Consider the following 20,216-nt stretch of genomic DNA (forward strand, 5'->3'; position numbering starts at 1 on the left):
CCTGTAGGCCCCTTCGCGAGCAGGCTCGCTCCCACATTGGATCTGTGGTGTACACAAATTGTGCAGCCACCCAAGACCCCTGTGGGAGCGAGCTTGCTCGCGATGAACGATAACGCGGTATCGCTGGTCGCCACTGGCCAGCCTTTGCTATGATGCGCGCGCTCTTTTGCGGGTAAACCTGAGTAAAGCACTAGGTCTTATACTTGACTTAAATACTCGGGAATTGCATACTCGCCCCATTCCGAACTCCGTGGTAATTGTCCATGCGACTGACTACAAAAGGCCGATACGCCGTGACCGCGATGCTGGATTTGGCATTGCATGCGCAGCACGGGCCGGTGTCCCTGGCCGATATCTCCGAGCGCCAGGGCATTTCCCTGTCTTACCTTGAACAGCTGTTCGCCAAGCTGCGCCGCAGTAACCTGGTTTCCAGTGTGCGCGGCCCCGGCGGCGGTTATCAGCTGTCACGCGACATGCAGGGCATCCAGGTTGCCCAGGTGATCGACGCGGTGAACGAATCGGTCGATGCGACCAAATGCCAGGGCCTTGGCGACTGCCATGGCGGCGATACTTGCCTGACCCACCACTTGTGGTGTGACTTGAGCCTGCAGATCCACGAATTTCTTAGCGGTATCAGCTTGGCTGACCTTGTAACTCGTCGTGAGGTGCAGGAAGTAGCCCAGCGTCAGGACCAGCGTCGTTGCAATGGCAAGACGCCGCACCTGGACAAGATTGAAGCGTCCGCCGTCGAATGACCGCCGCAGAGCAAGCGGAACGCCAGCCAGCCTGATTTAGGAGAAAGTCCATGAAATTGCCGATTTACCTTGATTACTCTGCGACCACCCCGGTTGATCCGCGTGTCGCGCAAAAGATGAGTGAATGCCTGCTGGTCGACGGAAACTTCGGTAACCCGGCGTCCCGCTCCCACGTGTTCGGCTGGAAAGCCGAAGAGTCGGTCGAAAACGCCCGCCGCCAGGTCGCTGACCTGGTCAATGCCGACCCGCGTGAAATCGTCTGGACCTCTGGTGCTACTGAGTCCGACAACCTGGCAATCAAGGGTGTCGCGCACTTCTATCACACCAAGGGCAAGCACCTGATCACCTCCAAGATCGAGCACAAGGCTGTCCTGGACACCATGCGCCAACTGGAGCGTGAAGGCTTCGAAGTCACCTACATCGAGCCGGGTGAAGACGGCATCATCACCCCGGCCATGGTGGAAGCCGCACTGCGCGACGACACCATCCTGGTTTCGATCATGCATGTGAACAACGAAATCGGCACCGTCAACGACATCGAAGCCATCGGCGAGCTGACTCGCTCCAAGGGCGTCCTGTTCCACGTCGACGGCGCGCAGTCCACCGGCAAGGTCGACATCGACCTGTCGAAGCTCAAAGTCGACCTGATGTCGTTCTCTGCCCACAAGACCTACGGCCCTAAAGGCATCGGCGCGCTGTACGTGAGCCGCAAGCCGCGTGTTCGCCTTGAAGCGACCATGCACGGCGGCGGTCACGAGCGTGGCATGCGTTCCGGCACCCTGGCGACCCACCAGATCGTCGGCATGGGCGAAGCCTTCCGTGTGGCCAAGGAAGACATGGCCGCCGAGAACGTACGCATCAAGGCCCTGAGCGACCGCTTCTTCAAGCAGGTCGAGCACCTCGAGGAGCTTTACGTCAACGGCAGCATGATCGCCCGCGTACCGCACAACCTGAACCTGAGCTTCAACTACGTTGAAGGCGAGTCGCTGATCATGGCGCTCAAGGATCTGGCCGTGTCGTCCGGTTCGGCATGCACCTCGGCGTCCCTCGAGCCTTCGTACGTACTGCGCGCCCTGGGCCGCAACGACGAACTGGCTCACAGCTCGATCCGCTTCACCTTCGGCCGCTTCACCACCGAAGAAGAAATCGATTACGCCGCGCAGAAAGTCTGCGAGGCCGTTACCAAGCTGCGCGCTCTGTCGCCGCTGTGGGACATGTACAAAGACGGCGTCGACATCTCGAAAATCGAGTGGGCGGCGCACTGAAGAAGTCGCCACCAGAGCGGCTCACTGATGAGGATTGAAGCAAATGGCATATAGCGAAAAGGTCATCGACCACTACGAAAACCCGCGCAACGTCGGCAAGATGGACGCGCAGGATCCTGATGTTGGCACCGGCATGGTCGGCGCCCCAGCGTGCGGCGACGTCATGCGTCTGCAGATCAAGGTCAACGAGCAAGGCATCATCGAAGACGCCAAGTTCAAGACCTACGGCTGCGGTTCGGCCATTGCGTCCAGCTCCCTGGCCACCGAGTGGATGAAGGGCAAGACCCTTGATGAGGCTGAAACCATCAAGAACACTCAGCTGGCCGAAGAACTGGCCCTGCCGCCAGTGAAGATCCACTGCTCGGTACTCGCCGAGGACGCCATCAAGGCTGCCGTTCGCGATTACAAGCAGAAGAAAGGCTTGATCTGATCCGCGCACAGGTAAGGAGTTTTCATGGCTATCCAGATGACAGAAGCGGCAGCTAAGCATGTGCAGCGCTCTCTTGAGGGGCGCGGCAAGGGCGAGGGTATCCGCCTGGGTGTTCGCACCACGGGCTGCTCTGGTCTTGCCTACGTGCTCGAATTCGTCGACGAAGTGGGCGAAGACGATCAGGTGTTCGAGAGTCATGGTCAGAAAGTGATCATCGACCCGAAAAGCCTGACGTACCTGGACGGCACTGAGCTGGATTTCGTCAAGGAAGGGTTGAACGAAGGCTTCAAGTTCAACAACCCCAACGTGCGCGGTGAATGTGGCTGCGGCGAAAGCTTCAACATCTGAGGCGGCTTGTGGGTACTCCTTGTCATTTTGCTTTGTTCCAGTTGCAGCCGGGCTTTTCCCTGGATCTCGAGCAGTTGTCCGCTCGTTATCTGGAACTGGCCCGCGGTGTCCATCCCGACCGCTTCGCTGATGCCTCGGAGGCAGAGCAGCGGCGCGCGCTGGAACAGTCGGCGAACCTCAACGACGCTTACCAGACGCTCAAGAACCCGGCCAAGCGCGCGCGTTATCTGCTGGCCATCAGTGGTCATGAGTTGCCTCTGGAAGTCACCGTGCATGATCCCGAGTTTCTGTTGCAGCAGATGCAGTGGCGCGAAGAACTCGAAGATCTGCAGGACAGCGCCGATCTGGCCGGTGTCGCGGTGTTCAAGCGCCGCTTGAAGGACGCCCAGCACACCTTGAATGAAAGCTTCGCAGCCTGTTGGGACGATGCCGCGCAACGCGAACAGGCCGAACGCCTGATGCGGCGCATGCAGTTCCTCGACAAGCTCACCTACGAAGTGCGCCAGCTCGAAGAGCGCCTCGACGATTAACCCAGTGCCGCTCCGGTCGCACGCCTGATTACAGATAAGTCCTGATTACGATGGCCCTACTGCAGATCGCCGAACCCGGCCAAAGTCCACAACCGCACCAGCGTCGCCTGGCTGTGGGAATTGACTTGGGTACTACCAATTCCCTGGTCGCTGCGTTGCGCAGCGGTCTTTCCGAACCGCTGGCCGATGAGCAGGGGCAAGTGATCCTGCCGTCTGCCGTGCGCTATCACGCCGATCATGTGGAAGTGGGCGAGTCAGCCAAGCTGGCCGCCGCGACCGATCCGTTCAATACCATTGTGTCGGTCAAGCGCCTGATGGGGCGTGGTCTGTCCGACGTCAAGCAATTGGGTGATCAGCTGCCGTACCGTTTCGTCGACGGCGAATCCCACATGCCGTTCATTGAAACGGTGCAGGGCCCGAAAAGCCCGGTGGAAGTTTCCGCTGACATTCTCAAGGTGCTGCGCCAGCGCGCCGAAGCGGCATTGGGCGGCGAATTGGTCGGTGCGGTCATCACTGTCCCGGCCTATTTCGACGACGCTCAGCGTCAAGCCACCAAGGACGCGGCCAAGCTGGCCGGTCTGAACGTGCTGCGCCTGCTCAACGAGCCGACCGCCGCTGCGGTGGCCTACGGTCTGGACCAGCACGCCGAAGGCCTCGTCGCTATCTACGACTTGGGCGGCGGCACCTTTGATATTTCCATTCTGCGCCTGACCGGCGGTGTATTCGAAGTCCTGGCCACCGGCGGCGACAGCGCCCTGGGCGGCGATGACTTCGATCACGCCATCGCCGGCTGGATCATCGAGCAAGCGGGCCTGTCCGCCGACCTTGATCCGGGCGCGCAACGTCACCTGCTGCAAACGGCCTGCGCCGCCAAGGAAGCCCTGACCGACGCTGCAAGTGTCGAAGTGGCGTACGGCGACTGGAAGGCTGCACTGAGCCGTGAGGCCTTTGATGCGCTGATCGAGCCCATGGTCGCCCGCAGCCTCAAGGCTTGCCGCCGCGCCGTGCGTGATTCCGGCGTGGAGCTCGAAGACGTCAAGGCCGTGGTCATGGTTGGTGGTTCGACCCGTGTGCCTCGGGTTCGCGAAGCCGTTGCCGAGGCCTTTGGCCGCCAGCCGCTGACTGAAATCGACCCGGACCAGGTGGTTGCCATCGGCGCCGCGATCCAGGCCGATACACTGGCCGGCAACAAGCGCGACGGCGGCGAGCTGCTGTTGCTCGACGTGATTCCATTGTCCCTGGGGCTGGAAACCATGGGCGGCCTGATGGAGAAGGTGATTCCGCGCAACACCACCATCCCCGTTGCCCGCGCCCAGGACTTCACCACTTACAAAGACGGCCAGTCGGCCATGATGATTCATGTGCTGCAAGGCGAGCGTGAACTGATCAGCGACTGCCGTTCCTTGGCTCGCTTCGAATTGCGCGGCATCCCGGCGATGGTGGCCGGTGCGGCGAAGATTCGCGTGACCTTCCAGGTCGACGCCGACGGTTTGCTCAATGTTTCCGCCCGCGAGCTGGGTTCGGGCGTCGAGGCGAGCATCCAGGTCAAGCCGTCCTACGGTCTGACCGACGGCGAAATCGCCAAAATGCTCAAGGATTCGTTCCAGCATGCCAGCGACGACAAGGTCGCCCGGGTATTGCGCGAGCAGCAGGTCGACGGCCAGCGTCTGGTCGAAGCCGTGCAGGCTGCTCTTGAGGCCGATGGTGACCGTCTGCTGGACGCCGAGGAACGCATGGTGATCGAGCTGCAAATGCAGGAATTGTCTGAATTGATCAAAGGCACCGATGGTTATGCCATCGAGCAGCAGACCAAGCGTCTGTCGCAAGTCACCGATGCCTTTGCTGCCCGCCGCCTGGACTCGACGGTCAAAGCCGCCCTGGCGGGGCGCAACCTGAATGAAATTGAGGAATAACTGATGCCGCAGGTGATTTTTCTGCCCCACGAGAAGTTCTGTCCCGAGGGCATGGTCGTGGAGTGTGAGCCCGGAATTTCCATTCTCGAGCTGGCCCATGAGCACCATATCGAGATGGAAAGTGCCTGTGGCGGCGTCTGTGCGTGCACGACTTGCCATTGCATTATTCGCGAGGGCTTCGATTCGCTGGAAGAAGCGGACGAGTTGGAAGAAGATTTCCTCGATAAGGCCTGGGGCCTGGAAGCCCAATCGCGTCTGGGCTGCCAAGCCATTGTCGGCACCGAAGACCTGACCGTCGAAATTCCGAAATATTCGCTTAACCATGCGGCCGAAGCGCCGCACTGATGGTGACACTGTCATGAGCTATGGTTGGAATGATGTACAACGCATCGCAGAAGAACTGGCCGAAGCCAAGCCGGACGTGAATCCGTTGACTGTGAATTTTGTCGATCTGCAGCGCTGGATCATGGAGCTTCCCGATTTTGACAATACCTCTGGCCGTTGTGGCGAGAAGGTGTTGGAGGCCGTCCAACAGCTCTGGATCGATGAAATCGACTGATCCACCTGGCAGGTTAGGCAATACCCCTGAACCCGCGTATAATTCGCGGGTTTAATTTTTCGCAAATTACCGTTTCTGGAGTTACACCATGGCTGTTCAACGTACTTTCTCCATCATCAAGCCTGACGCCGTTGCTAAAAACGTGATCGGCAAGATCGTTACCCGCTTCGAAGACGCTGGCCTGCGCGTTGTAGCTTCGAAAATGAAGCAACTGTCCAAAGCCGAAGCCGAAGGCTTCTACGCTGAGCACAGCGAGCGCGGCTTCTTCGGTGAGCTGGTTGCCTTCATGACTTCCGGTCCGGTTGTCGTTCAGGTGCTGGAAGGCGAAAACGCCATTGCTCGCAACCGTGAGCTGATGGGCGCCACCAACCCTAAAGAAGCTGCTGCCGGCACCATCCGTGCTGACTTCGCTGAGTCGATCGACGCCAACGCCGTTCACGGTTCGGACTCCGAAGCCGCTGCTGCTCGCGAAATCGCTTACTTTTTCTCCGCTACTGAAGTAACCACTCGCTAAGCCCAGGCTTTTGAGTGAAGGTGAATCCATGACTACATCGAACGGCAAAACCAACCTGTTGGGCCTGACCCAGCCGGAAATGGAGAAATTCTTCGACTCGATCGGGGAGAAGCGTTTCCGTGCCGGCCAGGTGATGAAATGGATTCACCACTTTGGCGTCGACGACTTCGACGCCATGACGAATGTCAGCAAGGCCCTGCGCGAAAAGCTCAAGGCCGTTGCTGAAATTCGCGGTCCGGAAGTGGTCAGCGAGGACATCTCCAGCGACGGCACCCGTAAGTGGGTGGTGCGCGTGGCGTCCGGTAGCTGCGTCGAGACCGTCTACATTCCCCAGGGCAAACGCGGCACCTTGTGCGTTTCGTCCCAGGCAGGCTGTGCCCTGGATTGCAGTTTCTGCTCCACCGGCAAGCAAGGCTTCAATAGCAACCTCACCGCCGCCGAAGTGATCGGCCAGGTGTGGATTGCCAACAAATCCTTTGGCAGCGTCCCGGCGACCGTCGACCGTGCCATCACCAACGTGGTGATGATGGGCATGGGTGAGCCGCTGCTGAACTTCGACAACGTCATCGCTGCCATGCACCTGATGATGGATGATCTGGGTTATGGCATCTCCAAGCGCCGAGTGACCCTGTCCACCTCCGGCGTGGTGCCGATGATCGATGAGCTGGCCAAGCACATCGACGTCTCCCTGGCGTTGTCGCTGCACGCACCCAATGACGCATTGCGTAACCAATTGGTGCCGATCAACAAGAAATATCCGCTTAAGATGCTGCTGGAATCGTGTCAGCGCTACATGTCGTCCCTGGGCGAAAAACGCGTGCTGACCATCGAGTACACGCTGCTCAAGGACGTGAACGACAAGGTTGAACACGCGGTCGAGATGATCGAGCTGCTCAAGAACATCCCTTGCAAGATCAACCTGATCCCGTTCAACCCGTTCCCGCATTCCGGTTACGAGCGTCCGAGCAACAACGCGATTCGTCGCTTCCAGGACCAGCTTCATCACGCGGGCTTCAACGTCACCGTGCGTACCACCCGCGGCGAAGACATCGATGCCGCGTGTGGCCAATTGGTAGGACAGGTGCTGGATCGCACCCGTCGCAGTGAACGCTACATTGCCGTGCGTGAGTTGAACGCCGCCGACGATGTTGCGCAAAACGCTGCGAACAGTCACTAAGAGAGGAACTCTATGTCCCTGCGCTTCGCGCTGCTGTTGCTGTTGGCCGGTCTTTGCGCCGGTTGTGTTCTGTCGGGTGACTACAACCCCATGAAAACCAGCAAGGGGCGCGACGAGGCGCGTGAAGCCTATGTGCAATTGGGCATAGGCTATCTGCAACAGGGCATGACCGAGCGGGCCAAGGTGCCGCTCAAGAAAGCCCTGGAGCTGGACGATTCAGATGCTGATGCCAACGCGGCCCTGGCGTTGGTATTCCAGGCCGAGATGGAACCTGAACTGGCCGACGCGCATTTTCGCAAGGCGCTCTCCGCCGTGCCGCAGGATGCGCGGATCCTGAACAACTACGGCAGCTTCCTTTTCGAGCAGAAGCGTTACAAAGAGGCCTACGAGCGCTTCGAGCAGGCGACCGCCGATACCCTTTACCCCGAGCGTTCGCGGGTGTTTGAAAACCTGGGCATGACGGCCTCGAAACTCGGCCAGCGTGATCTGGCTCGCCAGCAGCTTGAAAAAGCGCTGCGGCTCAACCGCCAGCAGCCACGGGCATTGCTGGAAATGGCTGAGTTGTCTTACGAAGACAGGCATTATGTGCCCGCGCGCGATTATTACGAACGTTTTAGCCTGCTGAGCGAGCAAAATGCACGTAGTCTATTGCTCGGTGTTCGGCTGGCCCACGTGTTCGAAGATCGTGACAAGGCCGCCAGTTTTGGCCTGCAACTAAAAAGACTCTATCCCGGTACGCCGGAATATCAGCAATACCTGTCGGAGCAATGATGAAAGCGGCGCATCCTGAAGTTGTAGCAGCGACTCGCGTAAATCCCGGTGAGACCCTGCGCCAAGCTCGCGAAAGCAATGGTTGGTCGCTGGCAGAGGTGGCCCTCAAGCTCAATCTCACCGTGGCTTCCCTGGGCAACCTGGAAGCCGGCGCGTTCGATAAATTGCCTGGGCATACTTTCGCTCGGGGCTACATCCGTGCCTACGCCAAATTGCTCGGCATGGACCAGACCGAACTGGTCCAGCAATTCGATCAATACACCGGTTCCGACGCCCAGGGCAGCAGCGTGCACAGCCTGGGCCGCATCGAAGAGCCGGTTCGCGTTTCCCACACCATTTTGCGAATCGTCAGTTTGTTGCTGTTGATCGCGGTGATTGGTGGCGGTTTCCTCTGGTGGCAGGACCAGGCCGCCTTGCGCGCCAAGGATCCCATCGCCATGAACCCTGAGCACGTCGAGGTCGAAGGCGCCGACGGCACCACCCGCATACATCCGCTGGACGAGCCGGAAGATCAGGCTGTGGTGGAAGGCCAGAGCGCAGGGGAGACCAACCTGGTGTTGCCTCAGGGGCAGGATGGCGCAGATCCGGCCGTCGGTGCTGAACCGAGTGTGCCGGCCGCTCCGGCAGACGCGCCTGCTGCACCCGCCACGCCAGCCCCGACCGCCAATGCGTCGGCTACTCAAGCGCCGGCTGTACCGAGCACGCCAGCCCCTGTCGTCGAGACTCCGGCTGCGCCCGCCGCAGCGCCAGCAACTCCGACAGCCTCCACCACTGCGGTAGCGCCCGTCGCTCCCGCAGCCGGTCAAGGCCAGGTACAGATTCAATTTACCGCCGACTGCTGGACGCAGATCACCGATGGCACCGGCAAGGTGCTGTTCAGTGGCCTCAAGCGCAAGGGCGACAGCACTTCCGTCAACGGCACGCCGCCGTTTGCCGTGCGCCTGGGTTATGCCCGTGGCGCGCAGGTCAGCTACAACGGCCAACCGGTCGACGTGGCTCCGTTCACCAGTGGCGAGACCGCTCGCCTGAAGTTGGGTCAATAAGTCATGCACGGCGAATCTCCAATCAAACGTCGCGAATCGCGAAAGATCTGGGTCGGCAACGTTCCTGTTGGCGGCGATGCGCCCATCGCTGTGCAAAGCATGACCAACAGCGACACCAACGACGTGGCCGCCACCGTTGCGCAGATCAACCGACTGGAAGCCGCCGGTGTCGACATCGTGCGGGTTTCCGTGCCGGACATGGACGCCGCCGAGGCGTTCGGCAAAATCAAGCAGTTGGTCAAAGTGCCGCTGGTGGCCGACATTCACTTCGACTACCGCATCGCCCTGCGCGTGGCCGAGCTGGGTGTGGACTGCCTGCGCATCAACCCGGGCAACATCGGTCGCGAAGACCGCGTGCGTGCGGTGGTGGATGCTGCCCGCGACCGTGGTATTCCGATCCGCATCGGCGTCAACGCCGGTTCCCTGGAAAAAGACCTGCAAAAGAAATACGGCGAACCGACCCCGGCTGCGCTGGTGGAGTCGGCCCTGCGCCATGTCGAGCACCTGGAACGCCTGAACTTCCAGGACTTCAAGGTCAGCGTGAAGGCTTCCGACGTGTTCATGGCCGTCGAAGCCTATCGCTTGCTGGCCAAGGAAATCGTCCAGCCGCTGCACCTGGGCATCACCGAGGCCGGTGGGTTGCGTTCGGGCACGGTGAAATCCGCCGTCGGCCTCGGTATGCTGCTCGCCGAAGGAATTGGCGATACCATCCGCATCTCGTTGGCGGCCGATCCGGTGGAGGAAGTGAAAGTCGGCTACGACATTCTCAAGTCCCTGCACCTGCGTTCCCGTGGCATCAACTTCATTGCCTGCCCAAGCTGCTCGCGGCAGAACTTCGATGTGGTCAAGACCATGAACGAGCTGGAAGGGCGCCTGGAAGACCTGCTGGTGCCGCTGGATGTCGCGGTGATTGGTTGCGTGGTCAACGGGCCAGGTGAAGCCAAGGAAGCCCATATCGGCCTCACCGGCGGTACACCGAACCTGATTTACATCGACGGCAAGCCGTCGCAGAAACTGACGAATGACAATCTGGTGGATGAACTGGAACGACTGATCCGCCAGAAAGCGGCCGAAAAGGTCGAGGCCGACGCTGCTGTAATCGCGCGTGGTTGAGTCGAACGAATTTAAGGATTACCTGTGAGCAAGTCCCTGCAAGCCATTCGTGGCATGAACGACATCCTGCCCGAGCAGACGCCCCTGTGGCGCTATTTCGAGGGCACCGTGGCGCGTTTGCTGGATAACTACGGTTACCGGCAGATCCGCATGCCGATCGTCGAGTTCACCGAACTGTTCAAGCGTTCCATCGGCGAAGTGACCGACATCGTCGAAAAAGAGATGTACACCTTTGAAGACCGCAACGGCGATTCGCTGACCCTGCGCCCCGAAGGTACGGCGGCGTGCGTGCGTGCAGTGCTCGAGCACGGCATTACCGGTGGTGGCCAGGTGCAGAAACTCTGGTACATCGGCCCGATGTTTCGCCACGAGCGTCCGCAGAAAGGTCGTTATCGCCAGTTCCACCAGATAGGCCTGGAGGTATTCAACCTCGACGGTCCGGACATCGACGCCGAGCTGATCGTATTGACCTGGCGCCTGTGGGGCGAGCTGGGCATTCGTGATGCGGTCAAGCTCGAACTCAACAGCCTGGGCACCAGCGAGTCCCGTGGGCGCTACCGCGAAGCGCTGGTGGAGTTCCTGTCCGCTCACCTGGACAAGCTGGACGAAGACAGTCAGCGCCGCCTCAAGACCAATCCGCTGCGGGTGTTGGATACCAAGAACGCCGACACGCAGGCGATCCTGGTCGATGCGCCGAAAATGGCTGACTACCTCGACGATGAATCCCGTGCGCACTTCGAGGGGCTGAAGGCGCGCCTGGATGCCGTCGGTATTCCCTATGTCATCAACCCGAAGCTGGTCCGCGGCCTGGATTACTACAGTAAGACCGTCTTTGAATGGGTCACCGACAAGTTGGGTGCCCAGGGTACTGTGTGTGCCGGCGGCCGTTACGACGGGCTGGTGGAACAGATGGGCGGAAAGCCGACCTCGGGCGTGGGTTTTGCCATGGGCATCGAACGTCTGGTGTTGATGCTTGAGACGCTGGACAAGATCCCGCAGGAAATCGCCCGTCAGGTCGACGTCTACCTGTGCGCCTTCGGCGAAGCAGCCGAACTGGCGGCCCTGGCGCTGAGCGAGCGGGTCCGCGACCAGTTGCCCAACCTGCGCCTGCAGATCAACGCCGGCGGCGGCAGCTTCAAGAGCCAGTTCAAGAAGGCCGACAAGAGTGGTGCGCTGTATGCACTGATTCTCGGTGACGACGAATTGGCCCAGCAAGTGGTAGGTTTCAAACCCCTGCGTGGCCAGGGCGAACAACAAAGCATTGCCTGGGATGCGCTTGCCGCACACCTGGCCACCTGCGTCGTGCAGGGTTGAAGCTGTCAAACAGCCGATTTAGCGATTAAGGAGTATTGGGGTGTCGAGTACCGAAGATGAACAGCTGGCGGATTTGAAGGACTGGTGGACGCGCAACGGCAAGCCGCTGGTCACTGGCGGCCTGTTGGCGCTGGTCATCGTGTTCGGCTGGCAGGCCTGGCAGAAATACCAGAGCAACCAGGCGCAAGGCGCTTCGATGCTCTATCAGCAGTTGCTGGAAACCACCCTGACCCCGGACGGCAAGCCTGACGCTGCCCGCGTGGCGGAGTTGGCCGGCAAGCTCGACAACGAATTCGGCGGCACGGCCTACGCGCAATATGGCCGTCTGTTCGTGGCCAAGGTCGCGGTAGACACCGGCAAGCTGGACGACGCCGCCACCGAGCTGAAGGCCATTGTCGACAAGCCGGTCAACCCGACCCTGGGCGAAGTGGCGCGTCAGCGCCTGGCGCAGGTGCTGGCGGCGCAGAACAAGGCCGAAGAGGCGTTGAAGCTGCTCGACGGTGATGCCGACAAGGCGTTCCTGGCGACCCGCGAAGAACTCAAGGGCGACCTGCTGGTACAGCTTGGTCGTGCTGATGAGGCCCATGCGGCCTACCAAAAAGCCAAGGCTGCGCTGTCGGATGAAGCCGCGGTCGGTGGCCTGCAAATCAAGCTGGACGACCTGGCCAAAGGGGATGCGTGACGTGATCCGTTGGAAACATGCAGCATTGCTGGCTCTGGCCATTCTGGCCGCGGGTTGCAGCAGCAACAGCAAGAAAGAACTGCCACCGGCCGAACTGACCGACTTCAAAGAAGAAGTCGTGCTGCAGAAGCAATGGAGTCGCTCCATCGGTGACGGCCAGGGTGAAACCTACAACATGCTGGTGCCAGCCATCGATGGCGACACTATCTATGCCTCCGACGTCACTGGCGTGGTGATGGCGATGGATCGCACCAATGGCGACGTCAAGTGGGAGCAGGATCTCGAACTGCCCGTTTCCGGCGCCGTTGGCGTGGGTTACGGGTTGGTCATGATCGGCACGCTCAAGGGCGAAATCGTGGCCCTGGACGCCAGCAGCGGTGAAGAGAAATGGCGCGCTCGCGTGACCAGTGAAGTCCTCGCACCGCCGGCCACCAACGGTGACGTGGTCGTGGTACAGACCCAGGATGACAGCCTGATCGGTCTGGATGCCGCCACTGGCGAGCAGCGCTGGTTGTACGACAGCACCCCGGCGGTACTGACCCTGCGCGGCACCAGTGCGCCGATCGTCACCAACCGCCTCGCGGTGGCCGGGTTGTCGACCGGTAAAGTGGTGGCCCTGGATATTTCCAACGGCGTGCCGGTCTGGGAACAGCGCGTGGCCATCCCGCAGGGCCGTTCGGAACTGGAGCGCGTGGTCGACATCGACGGCGGCCTGCTGTTGTCTGGCAGTACGCTGTACGTTGCCAGCTACCAGGGACGCGTTGCGGCGCTGGACCTGGAAAGCGGTCGCCCGCTGTGGCAGCGCGATGCGTCCAGCTACGCCGGTGTCGCCGAGGGTTTGGGCAGCGTCTACGTGAGCCTGTCCTCGGGCACGGTTGAAGGCGTCGACGAGCGTTCCACCACCGCATTGTGGAGCAACGACTCCCTGGCCCGTCGTCAACTGTCGGCCCCGGAAGTGTTCTCCAGCTACGTTGCAGTCGGTGACCTGGAAGGTTACCTGCACCTGCTCAGCCAGGTGGACGGTCGTTTCGTCGGCCGTGAGCGCATCGACAGCGACGGCCTGCGTGCCCGTCCGCTGGTGGTGGGCAACATGATTTATGTGTATGGCAACAGCGGCAAACTGGAAGCCCTGACCATCAAGTAAGACTATGCTTGGGTTAATCCCAAGCGGCTTCATTTTTGTGGGCGCGAGCCTGCTCGCGAATGCGGTGGTCCAGTGGCATGGATGTCGACTGATCCAACGCTTTCGCGAGCAGGCTCGCTCCCACAGGATGGCCCCCGAGCACCAGCCGCTGCCTCGCAGCGGCTTTTGTATTTTCTGAAATAACGAAGTGGAGAGCCGCATGGTTCCCGTAATCGCCCTGGTGGGCCGACCGAACGTCGGCAAGTCCACCTTGTTCAACCGCCTGACCAGGACTCGCGACGCCATTGTCGGCGACTTGTCCGGTCTGACCCGTGATCGCCAATACGGTGAGGCCAAGTGGCAAGGGCGTACCTATATTCTGGTCGACACCGGTGGCATCTCCGGTGATGAACACGGCATGGACGAAAAAATGGCCGAGCAGTCGCTGCTCGCCATCGAAGAAGCGGATGTGGTGCTGTTCCTGGTAGACGCCAAGGCCGGTTTTACCGCCGCCGACCAGATGATCGCCGAGCATCTGCGCAAACGTAACAAGCGTTCCTACGTGGTGGCCAACAAGGTCGACAACATCGACCCGGACATGGCTCGCGCTGAATTCGCGCCGTTGGGCATGGGCCAGGCGATCCCGATCGCCGGCGCCCACGGTCGTGGCATCACCCAGATGCTGGAAATCGCCCTGGCTGATTTCCCCAAAGACGACGAAGACGAACCGGAAGACGGTGAAGAAGAAATCGTTGCCGAAGGCGAGGAAGCCAAGCGCATTCCTGGCCCTAGCGAAAAAGACGGGATCAAGATCGCCATCATCGGCCGCCCTAACGTTGGCAAGTCGACGCTGGTCAACCGCATGCTCGGCGAAGACCGGGTCATCGTATACGACCAGCCCGGCACCACCCGCGACAGTATCTACATCCCGTTCGAGCGTAACGAAGAGAAGTACACGCTGATCGACACTGCCGGTGTGCGCAAGCGCGGCAAGATCCACGAAGAAGTCGAAAAGTTCTCCGTGGTCAAAACCCTGCAGGCGATCAAAGACGCCAACGTGGTGATCTTCGTGATGGACGCCCGCGAAGGCGTGGTCGATCACGACCTGAACCTGCTGGGCTTCGCCCTGGAAGCCGGCCGTGCGTTGGTCATCGCGATCAACAAGTGGGACGGCATGACACCTAGCGAACGGGATTTCGTCAAGGTTGAACTGCAGCGTCGCCTGTTCTTCGTTGACTTCGCCGACATCCACTTCATTTCGGCCTTGCACGGTACGGGCGTGGGCAACCTCTACGCGTCGGTGCAGAACTCGTTCAAGTCGGCGGTCACCCGCTGGCCGACCAACCGTCTGACCCAGATCCTCGAAGACGCCGTCGGCGAGCACGCGCCACCGATGGTCAACAACCGCCGGATCAAGCTGCGTTACGCTCACCTGGGTGGCGCCAACCCGCCGATCATCGTGATTCACGGTAACCAGATCGAGAAGGTGCCCAAGTCGTACGTCCGGTATCTGGAAAACACTTATCGCCGCGTCCTGAAGCTGGTCGGCACGCCGATCCGCATCGAGTTCAAGGGCGGCGAGAACCCGTACGAAGGCAACAAGAACACGCTCACCGACCGTCAGGTCAACAAGAAGCGCCGCTTGATGTCGCACCATAAGAAGGCTGACAAGAAGCGTCGTGATAAACGCTGATCGATAGTCACCGCAGTTCCACTGTGGGAGCGAGCTTGCTCGCGATAGCGGCAGTACATCAACAGGGATGCATGCTGATCCACCGCCATCGCGAGCAAGCTCGCTCCCACAGGGTATGAGTTGTGTCAGCGTAAGAAGGGTGCCCTTGGTGGCACCCTTTTTCATGCCCGGCGATTGGGCTATCCTCGACCTCTCCCGCGCCGCACCAGAGCCGGGTGTAGACGCAGGGAACCCCCAATGATCACCAGCAAGTTGCCGAATGTCGGCATCACTATCTTCACCCAGATGTCCCAGCTCGCCGCGCAGACCGGCGCGCTCAATCTGTCCCAGGGGTTTCCCGATTTCGATGGTCCGCAGGCCCTGCGCGATACAGTCGGCCGGCATGTCGCCCAAGGGCATAACCAATACTCGCCCATGACCGGTTTGCCGGCGCTGCGCCAGCAGATCGCGGCGAAGATCGCCCGCAGCTATGGCGTCACCGTCGATGCCGACCAGGAAGTGACAGTGACCCCCGGTGCGACCCAGGCGATTTTCTGCGCCATCGCGGCAGTGGTTCACAGCGGCGACGAAGTGATCGTGTTCGACCCTTGCTACGACAGCTATGAGCCCGCCGTCGAGTTGGCCGGTGGCCGTTGTGTGCATGTGCAATTGGGCCTGGATGATTTCGCCATCGATTTCCAGAAGCTCGCTGAAGCCCTGAGCCCGCGTACGCGCATGATCATTCTCAACACGCCGCACAATCCCAGTGGCGCGCTGATCAGCCGCGCCGAACTCGACCAGTTGGCGGCGCTGATTCGTGACCGCGATATTTACCTGATCAGTGACGAAGTCTACGAACACCTGGTGTTCGACGGCGTCGCCCACGCCAGTGTCCTGGCCCATGAAGAACTGTACCGGCGGGCCTTTGTGGTCAGTTCCTTCGGTAAGACCTACCACGTCACCGGCTGGAAAACCGGCTATGTGGTGGCGCCACCCGCCCTGACGGCGGAACTGCGCAAGGTGCATCAGTACGTCAGCTTCTGCGGCGTGACGCCGTTGCAGTACGCCCTGGCCGACTACATGGCCGATCACCCGGAGCACGTCGAAGAACTGCCGGACTTCTACCAGGCCAAGCGTGACCTGTTCTGCGATTTGCTGGCCCCCTCGCGCTTCAGTTTCAAGCGAGTACCCGGCACCTATTTCCAGCTGGTGGATTACTCGCAGATCCGCCCGGACCTCAATGACGTCGACATGGCAGTCTGGATGACCCGTGAGCACGGCGTGGCGACGATCCCTGTCTCGGTGTTCTACCAGAACCCACCCGAAGGCCAGCGCCTGGTGCGCCTGTGCTTTGCCAAACGCGAGGAGACGCTGCGCGAAGCGGCGGAAAAACTATGCGTGATCTGAGTACCTTGCCCAATCTCAATGTTGCGCTGATCCAGACCACCCTGGCCTGGCACGATCGCCAGGCCAATCTGGAACATTTCGAGGGCTTGCTTGCGCAGGCGCGCGGGGCGGACCTGATTATCCTGCCGGAAATGTTCACCACGGGTTTTTCCATGGAGTCCGAGACCCTGGCTGAGCCGGAAAACGGTCCTTCGCACAAGTGGCTCCAGGCTCAGGCTGCGAAGCTCGGAGCGGTGATCACCGGCAGTGTGATTATCCAGGCCGCCGACGGCAGCCATCGCAATCGTCTGCTCTGGGCACGACCGGACGGCGAAGTGCTGCATTACGACAAGCGTCATCTGTTCCGCATGGCCGGTGAGCATAATCACTACACGCCGGGCGAGCGCCAGGTGCTGTTCGAACTCAACGGCTGGCGGATCCGCCCGCTGATTTGCTATGACCTGCGTTTCCCGGTGTGGAGCCGCGACGCCGAGGACACCGACCTGTTGCTGTACACCGCCAACTGGCCCGGCGCGCGGCGCCAGCATTGGAACCGTCTGCTGCCGGCCCGAGCAATCGAGAACCTGTGCTACGTGGCCGCGGTAAACCGCATCGGCCACGACGGCAAGGGCTTTGCCTATACCGGTGACAGTCAGGTGCTGGACTTCCAGGGCGAAACCCTGCTCAGCACCGGTGAGGCCGACGGGGTATTCACTGTGTGTCTGAGTGCGGCGGAGCTGGCGGCTTACCGCGCACGCTTTCCGGCGAACCTGGATGCCGATCGTTTTGAATTCATCTGATTGAAACGTTTCAGCCCTTCAGAAGCGCTGGTGTTTGCCGATAACCGGGGCAGCCAAGGAGAAGTCCCTTATGACCAGCATCAGCGCAATCACGGTAAATCCATACCCTCTCTCTGCACCCAAGGTTTCCATCAAGGGTGCGGAAGACGAAGCAGCAGTCAGCCCTGCGGTATCGACTGACGCCAGCGAAGACAAAGACCGCCAGTTGAAAGTTGACACCAGTGGCGCGAACATCGGCGGTGCTCCAGCCAGCGGCAGCGGCGATGTCATCGAGCAGCTGAAAAAACAGATAGAGCAAACTGAAAAACTGCTGGCCGAGCAGCAAGCCCAGTTGGCTCGCGTGCAGAAAAGCCAGGCCAACCAGGAGCAGAAAGCCCAGGAAGCCATGGCGATCCAGACTCAGATCATGGCGACCCAGGCCACATTGCAGACCTTGCAGGCCGCTTTGCTGCAGGCGATGACTATTTCGATTGATACCCATGCCTGAGACTTGTATTGCCTGACAGGCCGCCATCGCGAGCAGGCTCGCTCCCACACTGATCTTCAGCGGGTTCAAAATCCTGTGCCCACCTCAGATTCCCTGTGGGAGCGAGCCTGCTCGCGATGAGGCCGGAACAGTCACCCAAGTCATCAGCCAAACAAAAAGGCCCCAGGGTTCACACCCCAGGGCCTTTTTGCATTTCAGCTAAACCATCAGGCCGCTTTGGCTTCCGGCTGGCTCAGGGAGCGGTTCAGCGCGCTGAACAGGGCCTTGAAGCTGGCGGTGGTGATGTTTTCGTCGATGCCCACGCCGTGCACCGCACGCTCACCGTTGACCCGCAGCTCGATGTACGCCGCAGCCTTGGCGTTGGTGCCGGCGCCGATGGCGTGTTCGTTGTAGTCCATGATCTCCACCGGAATCGGCAGCCCGGCCACCAGCGCTTCCAGCGCGCCGTTGCCCTTGCCGCGCCAGTGCAGGTTGGTTTCGCCCTGGCCCTTGCTGGCCACTTCGACTTCCACGGCGCTGTTGCCGTTTTCTTCCTGCAGACGATGGCTGACCAGCGCGTACGGGGTGTTGGCTTGCAGGTATTCGCTGTGGAGCAGGGCATGGATCTGCTGGGCGGTCATTTCCAGGCCCAGGCGATCGGTTTCGCGCTGAACCACCTGACTGAACTCGATCTGCATGCGACGCGGCAGGCTGATGCCGTATTCCTGCTCCAGCAGGTAGGCGATACCGCCCTTGCCCGACTGGCTGTTGACCCGGATCACCGCCTCGTAGCTGCGGCCGATGTCGGCCGGGTCGATCGGCAGGTACGGCACTTCCCACAGGGTGTCCGGTTTCTGCTGGGCAAAACCTTTGCGAATGGCATCCTGGTGCGAGCCGGAGAACGCGGTGTGAACGAGGTCGCCCACGTACGGATGACGCGGGTGCACCGGGATCTGGTTGCACTCTTCGACCACTTTGCGCACGCCGTCGATGTCGGAGAAATCCAGCTCAGGGTTGATGCCCTGGGTGTAGAGGTTCAGCGCGACGGTCACCAGGTCGACGTTACCGGTGCGTTCGCCGTTGCCGAACAGGCAGCCTTCGACACGGTCGGCGCCGGCCATCAGGCCCAGTTCGGTGGCGGCTACGCCGGTGCCACGGTCGTTATGGGTGTGCAGGCTGATGAGCACGCTGTCGCGACGGGTGATGTTGCGACCGAACCACTCGATCTGGTCGGCGTAGACGTTCGGAGTCGCGACTTCCACGGTGGCCGGCAGGTTGAGGATGACCTTGCGCTCAGGCGTCGGGTTCCAGACCTCGATCACTGCGTCGCAGACTTCCTTGGCGAATTCCAGCTCGGTGGCGCTGAAGGTTTCTGGCGAGTATTCGAACTGCCATTGGGTTTCTGGCTGCTGCGCGGCGTATTTGACGAACAGCTTGGCCGCATTCACCGCGATTTCCTTCACGCCTTCCTTGTCCTGGTTGAACACGATGCGGCGGAACGAAGGGCTGGTGGCGTTGTACAGGTGGACGATGGCTTTTTTCGCGCCGCGCAGGGATTCGAACGTGCGGGCGATCAGGTCTTCACGGGCCTGGGTCAGCACCTGGATGGTGGTGTCGTCCGGGATGTGGCCTTCTTCGATGAGGGTACGCACGAAGTCGAAGTCGGTCTGCGAAGCCGCCGGGAACGACGCTTCGATTTCCTTCACACCCACGGCGACCAGGGTTTTCCAGAAACGCAGCTTCTTGGCGGCGTCCATCGGCTCGATCAGCGACTGATTGCCGTCACGCAGGTCGGAGCTGCACCAGATCGGCGCGGCGGTGATGGTCTTCGACGGCCAGGTGCGATCCGGCAGGTTGATGGTCGGGAAGGCGCGGTACTTGGAAGACGGGTCTTTGAGCATGCTCATCGCAGAATCCTTTTATTGTCGTGGCCGGGAAAAGGCGGCCTGCCGGTGGTTCGAACGGGGTGGCTTTACAGCCGGAACGAGGTGCCGCGATTCAGCCCGGCAGTCGTGCGCTGACGAGGCACAGGCTGCGGTGCTGGCGAAGCTGAATGAGGGTGTGAGAGGTTTTCATGCCTTCAACCCTAACCGCGCGGAGGGCGGATCGCAAGCAGTCGGGAAAAATTGAGATAAGTTCTGTTTTTAGGCGGGTTTGCGCGATTTAATCGCGCAGTTTCGAAGTGTTGATCTTGGAAATTGCGTCGATGTTTTGAGCTTGGCAATTCGCTGGATGGTGGTGATGCAGCGGCCGTCATCGCGAGCAGGCTCGCTCCCACAGGGATTTTCTGTTGGTCACAAATGTTGTGTTCACAAGAGATCCAAGTGTGGGAGCGAGCCTGCTCGCGATCAGGCC

21 protein-coding genes are annotated in these 20,216 nt (G+C 60.6%); 20 read left to right on the top strand and 1 reads right to left on the bottom strand.

Annotated elements, in window-relative coordinates; genetic code table 11:
- Nucleotides 1–263 precede the first annotated feature (263 nt).
- From iscR to AC3I65_RS04510, 20 genes are all read left to right on the top strand, one after another.
- The gene (iscR, locus tag AC3I65_RS04415; protein ID WP_047227469.1) at nucleotides 264–755 is read left to right on the top strand and encodes a Fe-S cluster assembly transcriptional regulator IscR; all 492 of its coding nucleotides are present in this window, start codon (nucleotides 264–266) and stop codon (nucleotides 753–755) included.
- A gap of 50 nt (nucleotides 756–805) precedes the next feature.
- Entirely contained in the window at nucleotides 806–2,020 is a 1,215-nt protein-coding gene (locus AC3I65_RS04420; protein WP_305467486.1) for an IscS subfamily cysteine desulfurase, read from the top strand.
- A gap of 43 nt (nucleotides 2,021–2,063) precedes the next feature.
- Nucleotides 2,064–2,450: a Fe-S cluster assembly scaffold IscU gene (gene iscU / locus AC3I65_RS04425; RefSeq protein ID WP_003185157.1), complete on the top strand. Its 387-nt coding sequence runs from the start codon at nucleotides 2,064–2,066 to the stop codon at nucleotides 2,448–2,450.
- A gap of 24 nt (nucleotides 2,451–2,474) precedes the next feature.
- Nucleotides 2,475–2,798 carry an iron-sulfur cluster assembly protein IscA gene (gene iscA, locus AC3I65_RS04430; RefSeq protein WP_047227471.1) on the top strand — a complete coding sequence of 108 codons (324 nt, stop codon included), beginning with the start codon at nucleotides 2,475–2,477 and terminating at the stop codon, nucleotides 2,796–2,798.
- Between the two features lie 8 nt (nucleotides 2,799–2,806).
- Nucleotides 2,807–3,328 (top strand): co-chaperone HscB, encoded by a 522-nt coding sequence (gene hscB / locus AC3I65_RS04435; RefSeq protein WP_047227472.1) that lies wholly within the window; start codon nucleotides 2,807–2,809, stop codon nucleotides 3,326–3,328.
- Nucleotides 3,329–3,378: 50 nt separating this feature from the next.
- A complete protein-coding gene (gene hscA, locus AC3I65_RS04440; protein WP_047227473.1) occupies nucleotides 3,379–5,241 on the top strand; it encodes a Fe-S protein assembly chaperone HscA in 1,863 nt (620 codons plus the stop codon).
- 3 nt (nucleotides 5,242–5,244) lie between these two features.
- The gene (gene fdx / locus AC3I65_RS04445; protein WP_046063912.1) at nucleotides 5,245–5,586 is read left to right on the top strand and encodes an ISC system 2Fe-2S type ferredoxin; all 342 of its coding nucleotides are present in this window, start codon (nucleotides 5,245–5,247) and stop codon (nucleotides 5,584–5,586) included.
- A gap of 13 nt (nucleotides 5,587–5,599) precedes the next feature.
- Nucleotides 5,600–5,800 (top strand): Fe-S cluster assembly protein IscX, encoded by a 201-nt coding sequence (gene iscX, locus AC3I65_RS04450; protein WP_274090881.1) that lies wholly within the window; start codon nucleotides 5,600–5,602, stop codon nucleotides 5,798–5,800.
- A gap of 88 nt (nucleotides 5,801–5,888) precedes the next feature.
- Nucleotides 5,889–6,314 (top strand): nucleoside-diphosphate kinase, encoded by a 426-nt coding sequence (gene ndk, locus AC3I65_RS04455; RefSeq protein ID WP_042727994.1) that lies wholly within the window; start codon nucleotides 5,889–5,891, stop codon nucleotides 6,312–6,314.
- A gap of 28 nt (nucleotides 6,315–6,342) precedes the next feature.
- A complete protein-coding gene (gene rlmN, locus AC3I65_RS04460) occupies nucleotides 6,343–7,491 on the top strand; it encodes a dual-specificity RNA methyltransferase RlmN (protein ID WP_047227475.1) in 1,149 nt (382 codons plus the stop codon).
- A gap of 12 nt (nucleotides 7,492–7,503) precedes the next feature.
- Nucleotides 7,504–8,262, top strand: coding sequence for a type IV pilus biogenesis/stability protein PilW (pilW, locus tag AC3I65_RS04465; RefSeq protein WP_488523493.1), 759 nt, complete (start codon nucleotides 7,504–7,506; stop codon nucleotides 8,260–8,262).
- Complete coding sequence (locus AC3I65_RS04470; protein ID WP_488523494.1) at nucleotides 8,262–9,305, top strand: RodZ domain-containing protein; 1,044 nt, start codon at nucleotides 8,262–8,264, stop codon at nucleotides 9,303–9,305. Before pilW ends, AC3I65_RS04470 begins: the two co-directional genes overlap by 1 nt.
- Before the next feature lie 3 nt (nucleotides 9,306–9,308).
- Nucleotides 9,309–10,418 (top strand): flavodoxin-dependent (E)-4-hydroxy-3-methylbut-2-enyl-diphosphate synthase, encoded by a 1,110-nt coding sequence (gene ispG / locus AC3I65_RS04475; protein WP_003185136.1) that lies wholly within the window; start codon nucleotides 9,309–9,311, stop codon nucleotides 10,416–10,418.
- A gap of 24 nt (nucleotides 10,419–10,442) precedes the next feature.
- On the top strand, nucleotides 10,443–11,732 hold the full coding sequence (hisS, locus tag AC3I65_RS04480; protein ID WP_047227478.1) for a histidine--tRNA ligase: 1,290 nt from the start codon (nucleotides 10,443–10,445) through the stop codon (nucleotides 11,730–11,732).
- Between the two features lie 40 nt (nucleotides 11,733–11,772).
- Complete coding sequence (locus AC3I65_RS04485; RefSeq protein ID WP_076386234.1) at nucleotides 11,773–12,414, top strand: YfgM family protein; 642 nt, start codon at nucleotides 11,773–11,775, stop codon at nucleotides 12,412–12,414.
- On the top strand, nucleotides 12,407–13,558 hold the full coding sequence (gene bamB / locus AC3I65_RS04490) for an outer membrane protein assembly factor BamB (protein ID WP_047227480.1): 1,152 nt from the start codon (nucleotides 12,407–12,409) through the stop codon (nucleotides 13,556–13,558). Before AC3I65_RS04485 ends, bamB begins: the two co-directional genes overlap by 8 nt.
- A gap of 199 nt (nucleotides 13,559–13,757) precedes the next feature.
- Nucleotides 13,758–15,230: a ribosome biogenesis GTPase Der gene (gene der, locus AC3I65_RS04495; RefSeq protein WP_076386232.1), complete on the top strand. Its 1,473-nt coding sequence runs from the start codon at nucleotides 13,758–13,760 to the stop codon at nucleotides 15,228–15,230.
- 237 nt (nucleotides 15,231–15,467) lie between these two features.
- Complete coding sequence (locus AC3I65_RS04500) at nucleotides 15,468–16,616, top strand: pyridoxal phosphate-dependent aminotransferase (RefSeq protein WP_488523495.1); 1,149 nt, start codon at nucleotides 15,468–15,470, stop codon at nucleotides 16,614–16,616.
- On the top strand, nucleotides 16,604–17,395 hold the full coding sequence (locus AC3I65_RS04505) for an amidohydrolase (RefSeq protein WP_076386229.1): 792 nt from the start codon (nucleotides 16,604–16,606) through the stop codon (nucleotides 17,393–17,395). Before AC3I65_RS04500 ends, AC3I65_RS04505 begins: the two co-directional genes overlap by 13 nt.
- A gap of 70 nt (nucleotides 17,396–17,465) precedes the next feature.
- Nucleotides 17,466–17,882: a hypothetical protein gene (locus tag AC3I65_RS04510; RefSeq protein WP_047227483.1), complete on the top strand. Its 417-nt coding sequence runs from the start codon at nucleotides 17,466–17,468 to the stop codon at nucleotides 17,880–17,882.
- A gap of 206 nt (nucleotides 17,883–18,088) precedes the next feature.
- Here AC3I65_RS04510 and leuA read toward each other — a convergent pair whose 3' ends face one another.
- Nucleotides 18,089–19,768 (bottom strand): 2-isopropylmalate synthase, encoded by a 1,680-nt coding sequence (gene leuA, locus AC3I65_RS04515; RefSeq protein WP_047227484.1) that lies wholly within the window; start codon nucleotides 19,766–19,768, stop codon nucleotides 18,089–18,091.
- Between the last annotated feature and the right edge of the window lie 448 nt (nucleotides 19,769–20,216).

The sequence above is a fragment of the Pseudomonas sp. N-1-13 genome (assembly GCF_057787095.1).

Bases quoted from the DNA above. Each gene is read 5' to 3' on its own strand.
- iscU (WP_003185157.1), top strand. From the start codon at position 2,064: ATGGCATATAGCGAAAAGGTCATCGACCACTACGAAAACCCGCGCAAC.
- AC3I65_RS04510 (WP_047227483.1), top strand. From the start codon at position 17,466: ATGACCAGCATCAGCGCAATCACGGTAAATCCATACCCTCTCTCTGCA.
- iscR (WP_047227469.1), top strand. From the start codon at position 264: ATGCGACTGACTACAAAAGGCCGATACGCCGTGACCGCGATGCTGGAT.
- iscA (WP_047227471.1), top strand. From the start codon at position 2,475: ATGGCTATCCAGATGACAGAAGCGGCAGCTAAGCATGTGCAGCGCTCT.
- fdx (WP_046063912.1), top strand. From the start codon at position 5,245: ATGCCGCAGGTGATTTTTCTGCCCCACGAGAAGTTCTGTCCCGAGGGC.
- pilW (WP_488523493.1), top strand. From the start codon at position 7,504: ATGTCCCTGCGCTTCGCGCTGCTGTTGCTGTTGGCCGGTCTTTGCGCC.
- AC3I65_RS04420 (WP_305467486.1), top strand. From the start codon at position 806: ATGAAATTGCCGATTTACCTTGATTACTCTGCGACCACCCCGGTTGAT.
- AC3I65_RS04500 (WP_488523495.1), top strand. From the start codon at position 15,468: ATGATCACCAGCAAGTTGCCGAATGTCGGCATCACTATCTTCACCCAG.
- hscA (WP_047227473.1), top strand. From the start codon at position 3,379: ATGGCCCTACTGCAGATCGCCGAACCCGGCCAAAGTCCACAACCGCAC.
- ndk (WP_042727994.1), top strand. From the start codon at position 5,889: ATGGCTGTTCAACGTACTTTCTCCATCATCAAGCCTGACGCCGTTGCT.
- der (WP_076386232.1), top strand. From the start codon at position 13,758: ATGGTTCCCGTAATCGCCCTGGTGGGCCGACCGAACGTCGGCAAGTCC.
- leuA (WP_047227484.1), bottom strand. From the start codon at position 19,768: ATGAGCATGCTCAAAGACCCGTCTTCCAAGTACCGCGCCTTCCCGACC.
- AC3I65_RS04505 (WP_076386229.1), top strand. From the start codon at position 16,604: ATGCGTGATCTGAGTACCTTGCCCAATCTCAATGTTGCGCTGATCCAG.
- iscX (WP_274090881.1), top strand. From the start codon at position 5,600: ATGAGCTATGGTTGGAATGATGTACAACGCATCGCAGAAGAACTGGCC.
- AC3I65_RS04470 (WP_488523494.1), top strand. From the start codon at position 8,262: ATGAAAGCGGCGCATCCTGAAGTTGTAGCAGCGACTCGCGTAAATCCC.
- ispG (WP_003185136.1), top strand. From the start codon at position 9,309: ATGCACGGCGAATCTCCAATCAAACGTCGCGAATCGCGAAAGATCTGG.
- bamB (WP_047227480.1), top strand. From the start codon at position 12,407: ATGCGTGACGTGATCCGTTGGAAACATGCAGCATTGCTGGCTCTGGCC.
- rlmN (WP_047227475.1), top strand. From the start codon at position 6,343: ATGACTACATCGAACGGCAAAACCAACCTGTTGGGCCTGACCCAGCCG.